This is a genomic window from Gemmatimonadota bacterium, assembly GCA_009835325.1.
Lineage (GTDB): Bacteria > JAAXHH01 > JAAXHH01 > JAAXHH01 > JAAXHH01 > JAAXHH01.
This window is the reverse complement of sequence record VXWP01000005.1, coordinates 70,313-91,241: the sequence shown is the minus strand read 5'-3', so window position 1 is coordinate 91,241 and position 20,929 is coordinate 70,313. Positions and strand designations below refer to the sequence as shown.

8 protein-coding genes are annotated in these 20,929 nt (G+C 64.5%); 5 read left to right on the top strand and 3 right to left on the bottom strand.

Annotated features, from left to right (window positions below; genetic code table 11):
* The 4 genes from F4Z81_00660 to F4Z81_00645 form a co-directional block, all read left to right on the top strand.
* Positions 1-297, top strand: a 297-nt coding sequence (locus F4Z81_00660; protein ID MXW03558.1) for a dehydrogenase, incomplete at its 5' end; no start/stop codon positions are given.
* Entirely contained in the window at positions 294-1,271 is a 978-nt protein-coding gene (locus F4Z81_00655) for an alpha-ketoacid dehydrogenase subunit beta (GenBank protein MXW03557.1), read from the top strand. The genes F4Z81_00660 and F4Z81_00655, both read left to right, overlap by 4 nt.
* 9 nt (positions 1,272-1,280) lie before the next feature.
* The gene (locus F4Z81_00650; GenBank protein ID MXW03556.1) at positions 1,281-2,540 is read left to right on the top strand and encodes a 2-oxo acid dehydrogenase subunit E2; all 1,260 of its coding nucleotides are present in this window, start codon (positions 1,281-1,283) and stop codon (positions 2,538-2,540) included.
* A gap of 32 nt (positions 2,541-2,572) precedes the next feature.
* Positions 2,573-13,273: an SDR family NAD(P)-dependent oxidoreductase gene (locus F4Z81_00645; protein ID MXW03555.1), complete on the top strand. Its 10,701-nt coding sequence runs from the start codon at positions 2,573-2,575 to the stop codon at positions 13,271-13,273.
* A 163-nt stretch (positions 13,274-13,436) separates the two neighbouring features.
* Here the strand turns inward: F4Z81_00645 and F4Z81_00640 are convergent, their stop codons facing one another.
* The gene (locus F4Z81_00640; GenBank protein MXW03554.1) at positions 13,437-13,826 is read right to left on the bottom strand and encodes an acyl carrier protein; all 390 of its coding nucleotides are present in this window, start codon (positions 13,824-13,826) and stop codon (positions 13,437-13,439) included.
* Here F4Z81_00640 and F4Z81_00635 point away from each other — a divergent pair.
* The gene (locus F4Z81_00635; protein ID MXW03553.1) at positions 13,826-15,604 is read left to right on the top strand and encodes a hypothetical protein; all 1,779 of its coding nucleotides are present in this window, start codon (positions 13,826-13,828) and stop codon (positions 15,602-15,604) included. The two genes, F4Z81_00640 and F4Z81_00635, sit on opposite strands and share 1 nt — an antisense overlap.
* Before the next feature lie 36 nt (positions 15,605-15,640).
* On the opposite strand, the gene F4Z81_00630 is transcribed toward F4Z81_00635, so the two are convergent.
* Positions 15,641-16,582, bottom strand: coding sequence for an alpha/beta hydrolase (locus F4Z81_00630; protein MXW03552.1), 942 nt, complete (start codon positions 16,580-16,582; stop codon positions 15,641-15,643).
* 178 nt (positions 16,583-16,760) lie between these two features.
* Complete coding sequence (locus F4Z81_00625) at positions 16,761-20,897, bottom strand: hypothetical protein (GenBank protein MXW03551.1); 4,137 nt, start codon at positions 20,895-20,897, stop codon at positions 16,761-16,763.
* Positions 20,898-20,929 lie beyond the last annotated feature (32 nt).

Here is a 20,929-nt window from a genome sequence, read left to right as displayed (position 1 = left end):
GGTGAGGGACCGACCCTCATCGAAGCGAAGACGTACCGCACCCGACCCCATGCCGAAGGGATGGGCCTTACCGGCGTGTACCGCACCGAGGAGGAAGTCGCCAAGTGGCGGGAGAAGGACCCCATTTCGAGGTTCCGGCGCCGTATCCTGTCCGAGGGAACGATGACGGCGTCCAATCTGGACCGGATCGAAGCCGACGTCCGGACGGAAGTAGAAGAAGCGGAAAGGGAAGCGGCCGCCAGTCCATGGCCCGACGGCGACACGGCGGACCGCCACGTGTACCGGGAGACGGTATGACCGAGAAGACCTTCACGGAAGCCGCGCGGGAAGCCCTGTCCGACGCCATGGACGCGGACCCCGCCATATTCGTGGTCGGGGAAGGCGCGGGCGAACGCGGCGGCAATTTCGAGACCACGGCCGGGCTCTACGAGAAGCACGGCCCCTTAAGGCTCTGCGACACGCCCATCTGCGAACGGGGGTTCATCGGGATGTGCACGGGCGCGGCCATGACCGGCGCCCGGCCCGTCGTGGATTTCATGTTTACAGATTTCATCCTCGACGGCCTGGGCGAGCTGATCAACCAGACTTCCAAGATGCAGTACATGAGCAACGGCCGGCTGAAGATGCCTATGGTGCTTCGGGGCTGCATCGGCATTGGCCACTCCGCGGCGACCCACCATTCCGGCAGCTACTATCCCTTCTTCGTCCACATCCCGGGGTTCCGCGTGGCGCTGCCCTCCAATCCCGCGGACGCGAAGGGCCTGTTCGCCACGGCGCTGCGCGGCGAGGACCCTGTTTTCTTCATGGAGCACCGGCATCTGCTGAACCTTAAGGGGCCCGTGCCGGACGGTGAGCACCGGGTGCCCTTCGGACAGGCCGCGGTCGTTCGCGAGGGTACCGATGCCACGGTCGTGGCGCTTACCGTCATGGTCCATCATGCCCTTCAGGTCGCGGAGGAACTGTCCGGCGAGGGGATTTCCCTGGAGATCGTCGATCCGCGCACCGTGGCGCCCCTCGACGTGGAAACCATCCTAGCGTCCGTGCGGAAAACGGGCAGGCTGCTCATTGTGGACGAGACCTTCATGCCGTGCGGGATCGGCGCCGAAATATCGGCCCGCGTGACCGAACACGGCTTCGACGAACTCGACGCGCCGATCAAGCGGCTGAACGGCGCCCACGTGCCCACGCCCTACAGCCCTTCCCTCGAGCAGGCCGTCGTCCCGGACAGGGCATCGATCGAACAGGCCGTCCGCGAACTGCTCGTGGAATAGGAACGGCGCATGCCCTACGAAATCGTCATGCCGCGGCTGGGCTGGAACATGGAAGAAGGCACGCTGGTCGAATGGCTGAAAAAGGACGGCGATCCGGTGATCAAGGGCGAAATGGTATGCACCATCGAGGGCGACAAGGCCGCGGCGGAAGTGGAGTCTTTCGAGGCCGGCATCCTGAAGATCCCCGATGCTTCGCCGCCTCCGGGGCGGAACGTGCCCGTGGGAACGCTCCTGGGTTACGTCGTAGCCGAAGCAGAACTCGAGACCTTTGATCCGAATGCGGGGAGACCGGACGATACGGAGAGCGAAGTCGTCAAGGCCGGAACGGGCGGAAGCGTTGCGGCCGCACCAACCCTACCGGCCGCCGGAACCGCCGTGGGCGCCCCTCGAGCGCAGGACGCCCCCGCCATCAGTCCCCGGGCCCGCCGCGCGGCAAAGTCCGCGGGCATCGACTGGCGTTCATTGAAAGGAACCGGAAGATCGGGCCGGATCGTGGAAAGGGATGTGCTCGAAGCCGCCCGCAGGCACGAAGGCAGCCGGCGGCACGTACCCGCGGTGGACGGGACGGACGGAAGGGCCGGCGCCGTCCAGGGCGACATGCGCCAGGTCATCGCCCGCCGGATGGTCGAGGCACATCGGACCACGGCGCCGGTCACCCTGAACACCGAGGCAGACGTTACCGCGCTTTCCTCGTTGTACGAAGAGGCTTACCGCCCGTCCTGGTACGATCTGATGGTCGGGATTACCGCCGTCGCCCTGGCCGAGCATCCCGTCATGAACGCATCCTGGCGCGACGGCGTGGTGCTGAACGACGGCATCCACATTGGTATCGCGGTGGATACAGCCGACGGGGTGATCGCGCCCGTAATCAAGGACGTACCGGGCAAAACGCTCCAGGATGTCTCGGCAACAACGAAAAGCCTGATCCAGGCCGCGCAGGACGGCAGCCTGACGCTCGACCAGATCGAGGGCGGAACCTTCACCCTGACCAACCTGGGCATGTTTGACGTGGACGCCTTCACCCCGATCATACATTATCCCCAGTGTGCGATACTCGGGCTCGGGCGGGCGGTGCAGCGGGTAGTCGTTGTCGACGAATCAAGCGGGGAGACCGGCGTGCGCCGCATGATGGCGCTCAGCCTGACCTTCGACCACCGGATCGTGGACGGCGCGCCGGCCGCCCGGTTCCTGCAGCGAATCAAGCAATTGGCGGAAGCACCGGAGTCGGTATTCGGCAGGGTGGACGGTCTCCAAAACAGACCCAGTTGACGAAAGAAACTAAGTAGACGAAAGGGACGATAATGTCGATCGAAACACCACCACGGGCGAGCGAGAAAGCGGCCGGTCGATCCGGGGAAAGGACGAAGCGGAACGCCGTGCACGAACAGTCGATCGCGATCATCGGCATGGCCTGCAAGTTTCCCGGCGCACCGGACCTGGATTCATTCTGGCGCCTGCTTGAAGCGGGTGGGAACGCGGTGACCGAGGGCGTCCCCGGATCGGGTACCGGGCGCATCGGCACGCTCTTCCCGGAAGGCGCGGTAATCAGCGACGGCTGCAGGTATGGCGCCTTCGTGGACGACATCGACCAGTTCGACGAGTCCTTCTTCCGGATTTCACCGGTCGAAGCGCAGTTGCTGGACCCGCAGCAGCGGATGACGCTGGAAACGAGCTGGCAGGCGCTGGAAGACGCGGGAATCGACCCGGACAGCCTGAAAGGCAGCCGTACCGGGGTCTACACCGGGATCAGCAACGACGAGTACCGCATGCTGGTCCTGGAATCCACCCGGCCCTCCGACGCGGCCTCCTGTCTCTACGCACTGAGCGGCACGAACCTTAACGGCACCTGCGGCAGGGTCGCTTTCGTACTGGGCCTGATGGGTCCCGTAAAGGCGGTGGACGCCGCCTGCGCGTCGTCTCTGGTATCGATCCACGACGCGGTATCGGACCTGCAGCACGGCAAGGCCGACCTGGCCCTTGCGGGCGGCGTGCAGGCGCTCCTGAATCCCCGTATTTACGAATTGCGCGCCGATTCCATGATGCTGTCACCGGATGGACAGTGCAAGACCTTCGACGCGTCGGCGAACGGCTACGTACGGGGCGAAGGATGCGGCGTGGTGGTCCTGAAACGGCTGAGCGAGGCAGAGGCCGACGGCGACCGGATCTGGGGCGTCATCCGCGGTTCGGCCATAAACCACGGCGGAGCCAGCACGGGCCTGACCGTCCCCCATACCCCCGCACTCATCCAGGTGATCGAAGACGCGCTGGACCAGGCGGGGGTAATTCCTACGGACGTGGAGTACCTGGAGGCGCACGGGACCGGGACGACCGTGGGCGACCCGATCGAGATCGACGCCGTGTCCGAAGTCTACTGCCGGGGACGCGGCGCCGATCATCCGCTGCTGACGGGTTCCGTCAAAACCAATCTCGGCCACCTGGAGTCGGCCGCGGGTGTGGCCGGACTGATCAAGGCCGCCCTGGTGGTAAAGCATGGAGTGATCCCGAAGCACCTTCACTTCCACGACCCGAACCCCGGTATCGATTGGGATAACCTACCCATACGGGTTACCACGGAAATGATAGACTGGCCGCGTACGGACGGGCGCACGCGCATGGCGGGCGTGAACTCCTTCGGCATTTCCGGAACCAACGCCCACATCGTGGTGGAGGAGTACCGCGCACCGGATGAAGCAGGGGAAGGCGGCCGCGAGGTCGCCGGATCGCCGGTCGCCGGATCGCCGGTCGCCGGATCGCCGGTCGCTGTGGCCGCTTCATTGCCTGAATCGGTGGCTGGCGCGCCTGTGCCGTCCGATGACCTGGGACCGCGCAAGACCCGATTGCTACCACTGTCGGGCAAATCGGACGACGCGTTACGCGAACTGGCCGGCCGATACCTTTCCTGGCTCGACCAGCAGACCGGCCGGTCCGAAGAATCGCACTCCGTCGACGGCGACGGCGAGGCCGGTCTGGAAGGGCTCCTTTCGGATATGGCGTGGACGTCGGGCGTGGGAAGAAGCCATTTCGATCACCGCGCGGGCATTGCTTTCCACGATATCGATTCACTGCGGGAACGGCTCACCGAACTGACCGGAACCGGCCCGATCGAGCACGCCCTGAAACCGGCGAAGATTGCATTTGTCTATACAGGCCAGGGAAGCCAGTGGGTCGGCATGGGGCAGGCGCTTTACGAACAGGAGCCCGTAGCCCGTGCGGTACTGGACCGCTGTGAAGCGGTGTTCCAGGAGGTCCGCGAGACCTCACTGCTGGATGTGATGTTCGGCCGTAACGAAGCGGTAGGACCGCTGAACGACACGGCCTGGGAGCAACCGGCGCTTTTCGCGTTGGAATGTGCGCTGACGGCCCTCTGGTCAAGCATCGGCGTTCGGCCGGCCGTGGTCATGGGCCACAGCGTCGGGGAACTGGCCGCGGCGCATGCCGCGGGGGTATTCGGCCTGGAAGACGGGATGCGGTTCGCCGCCACGCGGGGCACCTTGCTGTCCGGTACCGAAGAAGGTGCCATGGCCGCGGTTTTCGCGCCCGCGGAACGGGTCGAAGCCGAACTGGAAGTGCTGAACGAAGCGGCCGGCGATTTCGAAGCGGCCGGCGGAATCGGGTGCAATATCTCGGCGGACAACGGGTCGCACCAGGTGGTAAGCGGAACGGTCCCGGGCGTCGAAGCCGTCATGAGACACTTCGAGGCGGCAGGGATCCGTGCAAGACGGCTGAACACCACCAGGGCCTTCCACAGCGCGCTGGTGGAACCGGCCCTGGACGCGCTGGAATCCTCACTGGACGGGGTGGCCATCGGTACCCCGTCGATTCCCGTGGTGAGCAATCTGACGGGACGGGAAGTAGCTTCCGATCACCTGTTCGACGGGGCCTACTGGAAGCGGCACGCGCGGGAACCCGTGGCTTTCGCCCAAAGTGTCGGCACGCTGGCCGCGCTCGGCGCGGACCTGGTCGTCGAGATCGGTCCGCACGCGATCCTGGCGCCCCTGACCGTTTCGTCCTGGCCGGAAACTCCGCAGACACCGGCGCCCAAAGTGCTCCCCAGTCTCACCCGTCCCTCCGATGATTCGCCGATACCGGTAGTGGGCAGTCTCGTAAACGCTGTAGCAGCGGCCTATGAGGCCGGCCTGCCGATCCGTTTCGAAGGACTGTTCGCCGGGGAGTCCCGGTGCAGGATCTCGTTGCCGGGGTACCCGTTCCAACGCCAGCGGCACTGGGTCGAAGCGCCGAAGCAACGTCGGAGCGGCGCCGGCCATCCCCTGCTGGGAGACCGTCACGAGTCCGCCCGCGGCGAGATCACCTTCGAAACGGAGATCTTCCCCGCGGATCCATCCTGGCTGAACGACCACCGCGTTTTCAACCGCGTCCTGGCTCCAGGCGCCCTGTACGGTTCCATGGCCTGTGCCGTATCAATGCTTGAGGGAAGCGGTCCGATGGTTTTGGAAGACATGCAGTTACACAACGCGATGGTCTTCGACGACGAGGAAGGGGCCGACAACGGACGACGGGTTCAGGTCGTGATCGAGACGGCGAAACCGGATGCATCCAGAGGCATGCAGATCTACAGCAAGGGGAATGAAGAAGAGTGGACGGTCCATGTAGAAGGGCGCATCGCACCGGGCGCCCCTGATCCGGGAGACGGTACGGGCGGCCAGTCCGGTCAGGCTGGTCAGGCTGGCCAGGCTGGCCAGGTTGACCGGCAGGTCGACCTGGAAGCGCTGAAAGACGGACTCTTGCCCGTGGACGTTGCGGGCTACTACCGCCACCGGGCGAGTACGGGGGTCGATCTCGGTCCCAGCTTCCGCACGCTCGGAAACGCATGGTCCCGGCCGGGCGAGGCGGTAGCGGAGGTCTCTATAACGGAACCCCACGACAGGGACGGGCTGGACGTGCATCCGCTCGTCCTCGACGGATGCTTCCAGGTCATGGGCGTTGCCCGGAACGTGGCGGAGACCGAAGGCGGAGCGACCTACCTGCCCTTCGGCTGGGAGCGGATGTGGCTGGCGGGGCCGCTGCCGGACCGGGTGGTCTGTCACGTGCTGCTGGGCGAATCCTCGCGCGGCGCCGAGGCGAACCCGGACGAGACGCCGGAAGTACTGAGCGGCGAGATGCGGATTTACGATCCGAACGGCGCCCTGGTCGGCCGCCTGAGCGGATACACGGTGAAACGGGCGACCCGGGCGGCCCTTCTGGCGGCCGTCGAAGGCGTGAATGACCTGCTGTACGAGGTCGTATGGCGCGAGCGCCCCCTGGCTCCGGGTATCGAAGCGGCGGAATTCTTTCCCAGTCCGTCGGAAGTCGCGGGCAACGCACAGTCGTTTACGGGCTACCTGACGGACGCCGGCGTGGATCCGGAGAACCGGAACGCCCTGCTGGCGGACCTGGAGCGATGGTCGCGGTCCCGCGCACTCGCGTCGCTGGAGGAACTGGGATGGCAGCGTGAGAAAGGCGCGGTGGTGGATCCCGACGATCTCCGGCAGGCGCTGGGCGTCCTGCCCGAACACACCCGCCTCTTTCGCCGGCTCTTCGAGATGCTTGCCAGATCCGGCGTAATGGATGAGCGGGACGACGGATTCCGCGTGGTTGTGGGTCCGGAGGATCCGCTCCCTGAACACATGCCCGCCGACCTCGAGGCCTTCGCCGACTGGATGAAGGACAGGTATGACCAGGGCCAGATCGAGATCGGGTTGTTCCTGCGGTCCGGCCTAGCCCTGGCGGAGGTGCTTCGCGGAAAAGAGGACCCCCTGACCCTCCTGTTCAGCAGCGGAGAACCGACGGCGGGCGATCTCTATCTGAAAGCGCCCGTCGCGCGGGCCGCGAACAGGATGCTCACGGAGGCGGTGCAGGCCCTCGTTTCCACACTGCCGGATGGACGGCGCCTCAGGGTAATCGAAGTCGGGGCCGGCACGGGGTCCGCGACCGCGTCCGTGTTGCCCGAGCTTCCGGAAGGACGGTTCCTCTACACCTACACCGATATTTCCGCGGGTTTCTTCTCCGAAGCGGAATCCCGGTTCGGCGACCGCGGCGGAGCCATCGACTATCGCCCGCTGGATATCGAAAAGGACCCGATCGGGCAGGGATTCGAACCCCATGGTTATGACCTGCTGATCGCGTCGAACGTATTGCACGCGACACGGTACCTGACGGAGACCCTCGGTCACTGCAGGGATCTGCTCGCACCGTCCGGCCATCTGATCGCACTCGAGAACCTCAGCGGACTGGGTTGGATGGACCTGACCTTCGGACAACTCGACGGCTGGTGGCGGTTCGCCGACGATTACCGGCCCCACCACGCGCTCGCAGGCCCCGACGTCTGGCGGCGGGCCCTTGGCGACGCGGGATTCGCGGAATCGGAAGTGCTGGGACCCGACGGACCGGACGGAACAGGCGCACCAGACGGACCAGGCGGGCCGGATACATCGGACGCATCCACGATCCTGGACAAAGGCGTGATCGTGGCTCAGGGACCGGCGAAGGTATCCGAACCTGCCGGCGCGTGGATCCTCACCGAGGACCGGACGGGACGCGCGGAGGAACTCGCGTCCGCACTGGCGGCGCGGAACCAGACGGTCTGCCTGGTGCGGGACGGCGATGCAGCGGACGGATTGCCTGCCACAAACGGCCCGGGTATCGTCAGGACCACCGCGGAATGGGGACAACGGGAATCGTGGCGATCGGTGATCGAAAGCCTGCCGCGGGACGTGCCGTTCAGCGGCGTCGTACACCTGGCCGGCCTGGACGGCCCCGGTGCGCAGACCGACACGCTGGAACTGGCCGCGGAAGTGCAGCGTGCAGGAGCCTGTGCCCTCGCACTCGTGCAGGGGCTGATCGACACCGATTCGACCCCGGCCAGGGGCGTCTGGTTCATCACCCGCGGGTCCCAGGTACTGGAACGGGAGCTCGGCGGTGAACTGGCGGGTGCCGCCCTGTGGGGATTCGGCAAGGGGGTGGCCCGCGAAGCGCCGCATCTGCAACCACGGATGCTGGATCTGGATCCCGCGGAACTGGCGCCGGGTCCCGATCTCGTCAATGAACTCATGTACCCGGACGAGGAGAACCACATCGTCTACCGTCGGGAAGGCCGCCTGGTGGCACGGCTGGTTCGAATGGGAGACAGTACAGGTAGCCTGGAATTTCCGGAAGACCAGGAATGGGTGCTGGCGCCAGACCCGGCGGGCGTCTTCGACCAACCCTTCGTACAACCACTACCGCCGCGCCCGCTCGAACCCCGCGAAGTTCGTGTAGCGGTCGAGGCGGCCGGACTCAATTTCTGGGATGTATTCCGGTCCCTCGGCTTCATCGAAGAGGGTCTCCTGGGACGGGAGATGTGCGGCGTGATCACCGAGGTGGGCGACGGAGTATCGTCCGTCTCGGTGGGAGATCACGTGGTGGGTCTGGGCTTCGGCGCCTTCGCACCGCTCATGATCACCCATGGGGATCTCGTGGCGCCCGCGCCGGAGGGCTTCTCCGTCTCCGGACTCGCCACGGTACCCAGCGCCTTCGTATCCGCCGCGCTTTCCTTCGAGTACTCGGGACTCGAGGCGGGAGAAAAAGTGCTCATTCACGCCGGTGCCGGCGGAGTGGGACTGGCGGCCATCCAGCTGGTTCAGGCCGCGGGGGCCGAGGTCCATGCCACGGCAAGCGCTCCGAAACAGGCCTATCTCCGCTCGCTGGGCGTAGAGCACATTTACGACAGCCGCACGACGGCGTTCGGACCGGAGATCCTCGAAGCCACGGGTGGCGAAGGGGTGGACGTGGTCCTGAACAGCCTGACGGGCGAGGGGTTCATCGACGCCAGCCTGTCCTGCCTCAAGCCCGATGGCCGTTTCGTGGAGATGGCCCGGCGCGACATCCTGACCGGGGACGAGATGGCCGCGCTGCGTCCCGACGTGGCCTACGACATCCTGGAGCTGGATGTACTGAAGAAGACGGACCCTGCCTGGGTCGGCCGCGTCCTCAGAGGTATCATGGAGCGCCTGGTTTCGGGAGAACTTAAACCCATCATACACAGCCGCTGGCCCCTGGCCGAAGCAGGCGCCGCCCTGTCCTTCATGCGGTCCGCCCGCCATCTCGGAAAGATCGTCGTTACGCCGCCCCCGCTGGTCACCGGCAGATTGAAGAAGGACCGCACCTACCTGGTGACGGGGGGACTGGGCGGCATCGGTTGCGCGGTGGCCGGCTGGCTCGCGGATCGCGGCGCCGGCACGATCGTGCTGAATGGCCGCCGCCAGCCGGACGCGGAAGCCGAAGAAGCCATACAGGAACTCCGGGAGCGGGGTGTGGCGGTACAGGTGGAACTGGCGGATGTGACGGATCTGGACGCGGTGGACGCGATGCTCGAGCGCATGGACCGGGATCTGCCGCCCCTGGGCGGGGTGATCCACAGCGTGGGTGTGCTGTCGGACGGCGCGCTGGGGAACCAGCGCTGGGAGAACTTCGAGACCGTGTTGCGGCCCAAGATACTGGGCGCCTGGCACCTTCACCAGGCGACCCGGGACCGGGACCTGGATCTGTTCGTGCTCTTCTCGAGCCGGGTCGGCGTCATGGGCAACCCGGGCCAGGCGAACCACGCCATGGCCAATGCATTCCTGGACCAGTTGGCCGGCCACCGACGGGCGTTGGGGCTTCCGGGACAGGCCATCGCCTGGGGCGCCTGGTCGGAGATCGGCGAAGCAGCGGAGCAGAAAGAACGGATCGAAAGCCAACGCGCGGCTCTCGGCGGTCGCTGGTTTACCCCGCAGCAGGGCCTGAGGGCACTGGACCGGCTGGTCCGGCAGGATGGAACCCATTCCGTGGTCATGGCGATGGACTGGTCCGTATTCGAAGAAGCGGCGGAAAGCCGGCCGCCCTTGCTCGAGGACCTGCTCACGGCTGCCCAGGAGGAGGCGGAAGAGGCGCCGGAATCCTCGGATGACGTCTTGACCCGTCTGCGGAATACACCCTCCGCGGAACGGGAGAACGTATTGGTTTCCTTCCTGCAAGGGGAAGTGCAATCGGTGCTTCGGCTGTCGTCCACGCCTGCGCCTACCGTGGGTTTTTTCGACCTCGGCATGGATTCGCTGATGGCGGTCGAACTGAGGAACCGGTTGAACCGCGCCCTTGCGGGCAGCTACACGGCGCCCAATACCCTGGTTTTCGACTATCCGGATATCTCGTCTCTCGCCACCCACCTGATGGACGAGATCGGCGACGCGGAATTGGAAAGCGGCGATCCTGAATCCGGTGGCAGCGGAAGCGAAGCCGCGGGTTCGGAAGCGCCTGCCGGATCCGGCCGCTTTGCCATCGCGCCCCCGGAAGCGCCCACAGGGCCCGCGAGCGGTGCCTCTGCTGTCCCGGAAGCGCCCACAGGACCCGCGAGCGGTGCCGTTTCCCGGTCCGAAAACGAAGGCATTGCCATTATCGGCATGGCGTGCCGTTTTCCCGGCGCGCCGGACCTGAATGCCTTCTGGAGCATGCTGGAAGAAGGTACGGATGCCGTCACGGACGTGCGTCCCGACACCGGAACGGCGAGTGTATCGCCGGATGGGCCGGACCAGGGCGACGAAGGTTGGCGTCGCGCAGGGTTCATAGACGACATAGACCAGTTCGATGCGAGGTTCTTCAGGGTATCGCCACTGGAAGCGCGCAGCATGGATCCCCAGCAGCGGCTCCTGCTGGAGACGAGTTGGCACGCGATCGATGACGCGGGAATCAATCCGGACAGGCTCCGAGGTTCGCGTACGGGGGTGTACACGGGTATATCTTCCAGCGAGTATCGTGATCTGATGAAGAACCAGGGAGGCGGCGTCAATTTCCTGGGTACGGCCAGAAGCCTGACAGTAAGCCGGATTTCCTTCCTGTTGGGCCTGGAAGGTCCCTCGGTCCCTCTGGAACTGAATTGTGCGTCGGCCCTGTTTGCCGTGCACCACGCTGTGGCCAGCCTCCGTCTCGGAGAAGTGGATATGGCTCTGGCAGGAGCGGTAAATACGGTGCTGTCCCCCGATATCACGTCGGAAATGGCCTACCTGGGCATGCTGTCCAATAAAGGTCGTTGCTACGCCTTCGACGCCAAAGCAGACGGTTTCGTTAGAGGCGAAGGCTGCGCCGTGGTCGTGTTGAAACGATTGAGCGCGGCCCAGGCGGACGGCGACCGCATCTGGGGCGTCATCCGGGGTTCGGCGGTCAACCAGAACGGTGCGACCGCGGGACCCACGGTGCCCAATGGTCCGGCGCAGGAACGGGTGATCGAGGACGCGCTGGCGCAGGCGGGCGTCGATCCCGCGGAAGTGGACTATCTGGAGGCCCACGGCGCCGGTTCGGCGCTGGGCGACCCGATCGAGGTGCAGGCGGCCGCCGCGGTTTACGGCAGGGGACGCGCGCCGGACCGGCCGCTCCTGGTGGGGTCGGTGAAGACCAATATCGGCCATCTCGAGTCTGCTGCCGGCCTCGCCGGACTGATCAAGGCAGTCATGGCGATTCGTCACAGGCGCATCCCGAAACAACTTCATTTCGAGAAGCCGAACCCGAACGTGGAATGGGACCGCCTTCCCGTGCGGGTGACCTCGGAAACCGTGGACTGGCCGGCCTGTCCCGAACGGCCGCATCGCGCGGCGGTCAGCGCCTTCGGCATATCCGGGGCGAACGCCCACGTGGTGGTCGAAGGCTATGGGACGCGCGCCGATGGCGCGCGATCGGCGCAAACGGAGATCGAAGCGACCGGCGCACGGCAGGCCGTCGCGGTGAAACTGCCTCCGGGCGTTCCGGAACCGGAACGGGACAGTGTGCGTCCCGGGGCGCGGACGAGCCGCCTCCTGCCGCTCTCGGGCAAGAACCCGGCGGCACTCAGGGAACTCGCGGGAAGTTACCTGTCCTGGTTGGATCGTAATCTTGCGGCCGGCTCGAACGCGGAATCGGTAGATGAGTTCCTGTCGGATATGGCGTGGACCGCAAGTGTGGGTAGAAGCCACTTCAGTTACCGGAACGGCGTGGTGTTTCGCAGTGTCGCAACGCTCCGCGAAGGACTGGACGTACTCGCGTCGAATGAGGCCCGTTCTGATTCCGTCGAGTCGAACTCGATCAATGTGGCCGCGGCCGCGCCGAAGGTGGCGTTCGTATATGATGGTTGGGACGACGGATGGCGGGATACCGGCAAGCGCCTGTACGATTCGGAACCCGTGGTGCGAGGCGTCCTGGATTACTGCGAAGCGCTGTACCGCGGCGAAACGGAGGCCTCCCTGCTCGATCCCCTGTTCGACGGGGAAGGGACGGCGCATCCGATCGACGATCCAGCCTGGGCGGACCCGGCGGCCTATGCCCTTCAGTGCGCGATCACCGCCCTGTGGTCCAGCCTGGATGTACGGCCCTCGGCAGTCTGTGGCCGCAACGCCGGGGAGATCGCCGCCGCGCAGGCTGCCGGAGCGTTCACACTCGACGAGGGACTACGCATCGCAATGGCGCGCGGGGAGATCGGCGGGACCATGGATGGAAATCGCTCCGCACCCTTAGCCGCGGAAGCATCGAAGACCAGGCTGGATGGGATATCCGTATCGACGCCGTCACTGACGATCGTCTGCGGAGCCACGGGAGAAAGGGTGGGGCCGGCAGAGATGGCGGACCTGGACCGCTGGATCCATCGGACAGTCGAAGGCGAGGGATCGCTCGCCGGCCAGGAATCGAGCCAGGGATCGGGCGCTTCGGCGCGAAGCCTGGCCGATCTTGCCGTGGATACGCTGATAGAAATTGGCCCGGTATCGAGGTTTTCGGCGGGTATATCCGAAGCATGGCCGGAAAAGCAGGCGGACGAAGCCGCCGCGGCGCTGACCTTGTTCGGCGGCCTCGCTCATGCTGCAGATGAAAACGACGAAGAGGAAGGAGACGGATTCATGCATGCGGTGAAGACGGCTTACGAAATCGGTTTGCCGGTATCACCGGGCGGACTGTTCGCGGGTGAGTCCCGTCGAAGACGCGCCCTCCCCGGCTATCCGTTCCAGCGCATGAGCTACTGGATCCGCTAAGCGCCAACGGCCCGCAGACTGTTCCAACGGCCCAGCAGACTGCTCCAACGGCCCGACCGGCGGCGCCAAACGCACAAAGCCCGCCTGCAATAGCTCGAACGCTCTCACAGGCGGGCTTGTCATTCGCGTTACGGTTGAAACGCGCGACCGTCGAAAGGAATGCTCAGGCGGCGGCGTCCAGGCGGCTGACGAGTTCCTGCACCGTCTTGACGTCAACGCAATCCTGAGGGGAGAATTCCATGTTGAATTCCTCGGCGACAAGCTTTGCGAACGCAAGAATGTCCACGGAGGAAACGCCGGCCTCAGTAAGGCTGATGTTGAGATCGTCCGGCAGTGCGATGGGTTGTCCGTCGACTTCCAGGTTGTCCTGGATGAGCTTCCTTATACGAACAGCGGTCGAAGCCATGGATGTCTTCCTTTCCAATTGGGGGTGTATCAAACGGTTTATTGGGATTGCTTGCATAGTATAACTGTTTGCCGTTTCTAAATCAAACGAACTTTTATAGAATTCGTATAGAAAATACGCAAACGGCAACCGGGAGAATCGCCCCAATGAGTTCTGATGGATCCGTCGTCCGTTCTGGCTTGCGGTTTCAACCGGATGAACCGCCTCCGACGATGCTCGCGCTCGGCCTGGGACTGCAGCTGGCCTTGTTGAACATCGCCGCGGTCATGATCATCCCGATGATCGTCATGCGGGCCGCCGGACAAACGGAGGACACCGTCGCGTGGGCCGTATTCGCCTCGGTCGCGATCTGCGGCGCGACCACGATGTTGCAGGTCCTTCGCTTCGGCAGGATCGGTTCGGGCCATCTCCTGGTCATGGGCACGTCGGCGGCGTACATATCGATCTGCATCGAGACATTGGCGGCCGGCGGACCGGCCCTGCTCGCCGTGCTCGTCGTCGTGTCCTCCCTGGTTCCGATCGCCCTTTCGTGGCGGCTTTCGCTGTTCCAGCGCGTCCTCACGCCCACGGTCGCTGGCACTGTGATCATGTTGATTCCCGTTACGGTGATGCCCGTGATGGGCGATATGTTGTCGTCGACGCCGGATGGGCAATTGTCGCTCGGCGCCGTCCTCAGCGCCGTGGCCACCGTGGCCGTCATTTCCGGCTTAACGCTCAAGGGTTCAGCGAAGTTGCGGCTCTGGGCGCCGATCATCGGCGTGGCCGCCGGCTCCGTGGTCGGCGGCTGTTTCGGTCTGTTCGACGTGGATAGAATCGCGGAGGCGGACTGGATCAACCTGCCCGCATTCCTCTGGCCGGGTTTCGACGTGGGTTTCGGAGGCGATTTCTGGGTGCTGCTTCCCGGCTTTCTGCTGGTGGCGGTGGTCGTCTCGCTCCGTACGATCAGCAGTTGCGTCGCCATCCAGCGCATATCATGGCGACAGACCAGGGCGGTCGATTTCAGATCGATTCAGGGCGCCATGACCGTCGACGGCGTGGGATCTTTCCTCTCCGGACTCGCGGGGACCGTGCCGGGCACGACCTACACGACCAGCGTACCGCTTATCGAACTCACCGGCGTAGCCGCCCGGACCGTGGGCCTTTTCACCGGCGCCGCTTTCGTAGTGCTCGTGTTCCTGCCCAAGGTGTTCGCCCTGGTCCTGGCGATTCCGGATCCGGTCTTCGCGGCATACTTCATCGTGCTGCTGGCGATGCTTTTTATCGTGGGTCTCAAGATCGTCATCCAGGACGGCCTCGACAAGAACAAAGGCTTCATCGTGGGCGCCGCTTTCCTGGTGGGATTCAGCCTGCAATTTGAACTGATCTACCCGGATTTCGTCTCGCAGTTCGCGGGGGGCCTGTTCCGGAACGGCATGACCGCGGGGGGTCTGGTGGCTATTCTCCTCAACCTGGCACTCAGTGCCACCGGACACCGACGCTACCGGATGGAGACGGCACTGGACACATCCGCCCTGGCTGAAATCCGATCGTTCCTCGGGGACTTCGCCTCCCGGTCCGGCTGGGACGCGGCCATGGCCGGACGCCTCGACGCCGTCGCCGAAGAGACCCTGCTGACGCTCATCCGGCAAAAAGAGCCCGAAAAGCCCGGAGTGCCCGGAGAACGAAAAGGGAGTAATCTGCGGCTCGTTGTATCCAGGGAAGAAGGCTGGGCGGTACTGGAGTTTGTCGTCACACCGAAAGGCGGGAACATACAGGACAGGCTCGCCACGTTACCCGACGATACCGACGAAACGTCTATCGAACAGGAAGTCTCTCTCCGGCTCCTGCGGCACCTCGCGTCTTCTGTCCGCCACCAACAGTACCACGACACGGATATCGTCACCGTTCGCGTCAAGGCCAAGACGACGGCAGATCCTACCGGTTGACCTTCCACTCAAGCCCTCACAGGGCGAATGGACGTCTCAGGCCGAGTGCGCCAGGTTGTTGCTTTCGAGAAATTCCCGGATCAGCGACACGCATTCCTCCGGCTGCTCCAGAGGAAAGAAGTGCGTCGTCTCGGGCAGGAAGTCGTAGTCGACCGTTACCATGTCGCGCAGGTCCAGGGTCGGAAGGTAGGAATAGGGAAGGGTGGGGTCCGCCCCGATGACTTTCGTCGGGCAGTCGAGCGCATCGAAATCCACAAGCACCGAATAGCTCCTCGAATAATCGATGATCTGGGCCTCGAATTCCCGCGGGCACCGCAGTTCGAAACCGTCCCCGCTGTCGGTCGGCCGCAGCGTCGTCTTCGCCATGAGTTCCCTTACCCCCGGGACGACGCGGACGAAGCCGGGCGAGTAGCTGAGCAGCTCCACGAAGTCCTCTTCCGTCTGGAACAGATGCCCGCGTCGCCTGGTGGCGGCGGCGACCTGTTCCGCGGCCGCGTCGAATTCGACCTGGCTGACCCCCGGCTTGCAGAGGGGCGGATCGAAGAGGACCAGTCCGGAGAAATCTATCGCCGGGCCCGATGACATCAGATCCTTGAAGGTCGAGATGGACAGCAGGGTGATCAGTGCCGAGACGGAGTGGTAGACGCCCACTTTCGGTTTCTGCCCGAAATGATCGTCTATGGCCTCGAGGATCAGGCGCTGGTCGTGGATCAGCGTCGGCACATCGTGCTTCTGCTGATCGCCGACGGTATTCCAGCCGTGATTCCGCTGGTCGTACAGTATCAGATCGTAGTCGTCGGTGAGGAGAGACCAGAAGGGAAAGTAAAGGTCTATGGCGAGTCCGTTGCCGTGGCTCAGGACGAGACGCGGGCCTTGCGGATTCCCGTGCCTGCGCAGCACAGTCACGGTCTCGTCGTCCAGGCGGACTTCACACGATGCATGGGGATCGGGTACGATCCAGGTTTTGTCTTCAGTCATTTAGCCTAAAATCGTCCTTCCGCCGAAGCCTTAACCAATGGACTCGGGTGTGGGCGTTTAACGTACCCCTCGCTTAAGTGCTCGTCAAGCGTTTAAACTCTATACTTTGAATACTTATTCGAAAGACAAATTCAAAGTACGCGAAACGATTATTGCGCGAAGAGGCTCCAGATCATGATCAGAAGCTCATGCGTGCAACGAGGCCGATGCGATGGTCGGATGCGCCGCGACGGTCGATCCGTGAGCCGGAAAGCTCCAGGGATCCGGTGCGCGGACCGAGGTCCGCAGCGCCTATGCGGGCGCCCAGCCGCAACTGACGGCGTTCATCCCCGTCGAGGTATAGGTCGCCGAAGGGGGTGAAGAGCACGCCCGTGGGCGATGAAGCGAGGCCGTATCCCACCTCGGCCCGCATGGAACGGGCGCGGCTGCCGCCGCGCAGGGTGGAGGCGGCCAGGGGCCGTTCGCGCCACATCATGCCGGAGTCTGTGGTTCCGGCCCCTATGCGCGGGGCCACGGACATCGAAAGACCCTGGCCGTCAGCGTTCGGCCGCAGATAGGCGACGAGGGAAACGCCGTTCTCGCGGTATCCCTCGGCCGTATGGACCGCCAGGAAACGGCCCCGGGCATTAAGGCCGACGCGACCGCCGGTCAGGCGGAGTCCGCCGGAGACCTCCAGGCCCTGTCCGGTCTGGCCGTCGCCACCGTCGTAGCGTCCGGCCACCTGCGCGTAAGGCGTTACAGTGGTTCCACCTGCGAGGGCGGTCGTACGCGACCCTTCCAGGCCGACCCGTATCCGCTGTACGCCGGTCGCAATGTCGCTCAGCGCGGCCGATTCACTGTCGGAGGTGGAAAGGCGGAGCAACCCCGCGTCGCCCACCAGATCGAGTCCCAGACTGCCCGAGGAGGCCAGCCGGGACCGTGCGCCCAGCATGCCCATGCGCATGGACAGGTCGCTCGTGCCGTCCTCCACCTCGGCTTCGCCGGTGCCTAGACCCACGATCGTCCACACTTCCGTGAAACCGGTGGGGCAGGCCCAGCGCAAGTACGGCAGCACCGCGGTAAGACGCGATTCCAGGCTGCCGCTCGCCACGGTAACGTCGTAGTCGGACTCGCCCATAGCGCGTGACAAGGCGATACCTGCCAACCAACTGCGGCCCGTGGCCACGTCAAAACCGAGATACGCCGTCTTGAGGCTTCCGTCGTAACTGGTATCCACGTCGGGTTCACCCTCGAAGTTCTGCAGGTCGCCGGCACCCCAGACGGACCATCTGAACCCGCCGCTGCCGGAATGATCCTCCAGCGCGTAGGAGAACGAACTCGTCCGCAGCAGGTAGTCTCCGGTCGCGCCATTGCGACGTTCCGAGCCCTGGAGCAACGCCATCTCCCTTGATGCGGTCTGCCGGCCGTGGCCGGTCAGTCCGGCCAGCGCCGTGATGCCCGATGCGAGTCCGCCGATCCTGCGGCCCCCCACGGTGATCTCCCGTCCGCCACCTGCAGAAAACCTGCCGCCGATGGTTGCGGAGACGCTGGACAGCATGCTCCGGCCCATGGCGGCCAGGATGTTCTCGTAAGCCTCTCTCTCCGCCGCAATGGCCGTGACGGTCACGCTGACGGCCAGACTCGCCTCGCCCGCCGCGTTACGGGCCGAGACGGTGACCGTGGCGCCGCCTTTGCGCACCCCCGTTACCGTCAGCGCGGCGCCCGACATGACTGCTTCGACGACGCCGTTGTCCGCCGAGGACGCCGAATAGCTCAGATCCGTACCGCTGAACAGCGGTCCCGCGTCGACCGTCTCGTCGTCTCCCGCCTCCAGCGTTACCACCGGCGGGGTACCAATCGTCGCCGGAGCATCATAGGAATCGGTAACCGAAATCGTGGCGGTATCGAGGTCCACATCCTCGCTGCGTGCGGTAATGACAATCGTCTCGCCCCCGGATTCGTATACCGTGTCGTCCGTGACCGTGAAGGTCAGATCCGTCGACCCCTCCGTCGCTCTGGCGGGTATCGTGATGACCAGATCTCCCGTGACGCTGTAATCGTCGGCGGTGGCGGTGCCGGACAGAGAAAGGTCGATCACCGACGCTACCGGAATCGGTGCGTTGGACTGCGTGGCCGTTACCGTCACCGTCTGGACCCCGCCATCCTCCGTCAGCGTGGCGGGAGATACCGTCAGGGTGATCTCCAGCGGTTCATCGGGTGCAGGATTGTAAAGCCCCGACCCGATGATGACGTCGATCGGGAGGACGCTTCCATCTGCCCTCGGGAGTTCACCTGTAAACCGGCGTGCGTATCCCAACTTGGGGACGTCGGCGCTGTCGGTGTCGTCGGTGGGATCGTCGAAGTAATACTCCACGAAGCCGCCTTCCGGGTCGCTTTTCGCCGCTTCGATGACCTGTGGCAGAATGAGTTCTCCGGTCACGACGTCCCGCACGGTCGCTACCAGGGGCCGAAGCTCGAATCGGTCCGGAAACGCGCCATGAACCAGGATCGTGTTGCTGGTGAGGTCCAGGACGTAGAGGTACACCGAACCATGCCTCCAGGGACCGTTCGGATCCCGCAGGGCAACCCTGGATTTCGTGGAAGAGGCCCGACCCTCGGTCTGGAAAAGGTTGAGAAAGTACTTCCCCGCTTCCGCGACGAAGGCCTTCAGGGTTCTCCGGTCCACCACCTCGCTGGCGGTAATGGCCGGGTCGCCGTAATCGATGACTTCCTCATCCAGGTGCGTTTCGTTCAGATCGAGTCCCGCGAGCAGCAAGACCGGGACGCCAAGATGCTCCGAGTAGTAGCTGCCGACATGGCCGGAGGCGCCAGGCACACCAAAGCGGGTCCCATCGAATGGGCCATCCGGTTCCTGCGACAATAAGTCGATGAAGGCGGCGTATGCGGGGCCCCGGATGGCGGGATCGGTAGATTGCAATCTGACCAGATCGGCTGGCGTGACGCCCAGCGCAGTCAGGATCGCGGTATAGAGCGAGGCTTTGATGCGCCGTCCCGACAACGCCATTTGCTTCGCGTGAACGTACACCCTGCGGTCGGGCGTCAGTTGCACGAGGTAGGTGGAACCGGAACGGTAAGGCCCCCCTTCCCGCCTGATGAGACACAGATTGTACAGGTACACGCCGTCTCCTATTTCCACGTTCAGCCGCTCTCTGGCGGCCAGCGTGAAGTCCCTCAGGCTGGCGCTGCCGTCTTCCACCTGTTGCGCCGTCACAGCCGGGTCCAGCGGAGGAGCAACGCCGTCGGGGAGTGGACAGGGTGCGACAATCTCGGGCGCGCGTCCATAAAACCCTGACCCGATGATGACGTCGATCGGGAGGACGCTTCCGTCTGGCCTCGGAAGTTCACCTGTGAACCTGCGGGCGTATCCCACCTTGGGGACGTCGGCACTGTCGGTGTCGTCAGACGGGTCGTCGAAGTAATACTCCACGAAACCGCCTTCCGGGTTGCTTTTCGCCGCTTCGATGACCTGTGGCAGAATGAGTTCTCCGGTCACGACGTCCCGCACGGTCGCTACCAGGGGCCGAAGCTCGAATCGGTCCGGAAACGCGCCATGAACCAGGATCGTGTTGCTGGTGAGGTCTAGGACGTAGAGGTACACGGAGCCATGTCGCCAGGGTCCGTTCGGATCCCGCAGGGCCACCCTGGATCTCGTGGATGAGGCGCGACCCTCGGTCTGGAAGAGGTTGAGATAATATTCCCCTGCTTCCCCGACGAAGGCCTTCAGGGTCTCCCGGTCCACCACCTCACTGGCGGTAATGGCCGGGTCGCCGTAATCGATGACTTCGTTGACCAGGTGCAACTCATTGATGTCGAATCCGACCAGCAGCACGACCGGAGAACCTATGTTGGGGTCCACATAGACGGCGGTATGGCCCGAGGCGCCGGGTATGCCTGGTGACAGGCCCGGAATAGGGACGGTCGCGTCGAATGCGCCGTCCGGTTCCTGCGATAATGTGCCAAGGAGGGCGTTTAAGGCTTGCCCGGCAGTAGCGGGATCGGGAGATGCCAGGTTAAGCAGAACGGTTTGGGGGACGCCCAGGGAAAGAAGGATCGATCCGTAAATCAAGGGGTTGAGTTGCCGGCCCGACAGTGCCATGTTCTTCGCGTGAATGTACACTCTTCCGTCGAGCGTCAAGCTCACGATGTAGGTGGAACCGGAACGCCAAATTCCATCCTCCTGCCTGACGATACATCCGATATATACCCCTTCCTCGTGGGACGCGGCCCCGCGGGCATATTCCCTGGACCGCTCCCGCACGGCGAGCGCGAAGTCTTCAAGGGTGGCGCTGCCTTCTTCCACCTGCCGGGCCGTCACAGCCGGGTCCGCTGGAGGCGTTGCCCCTTCAG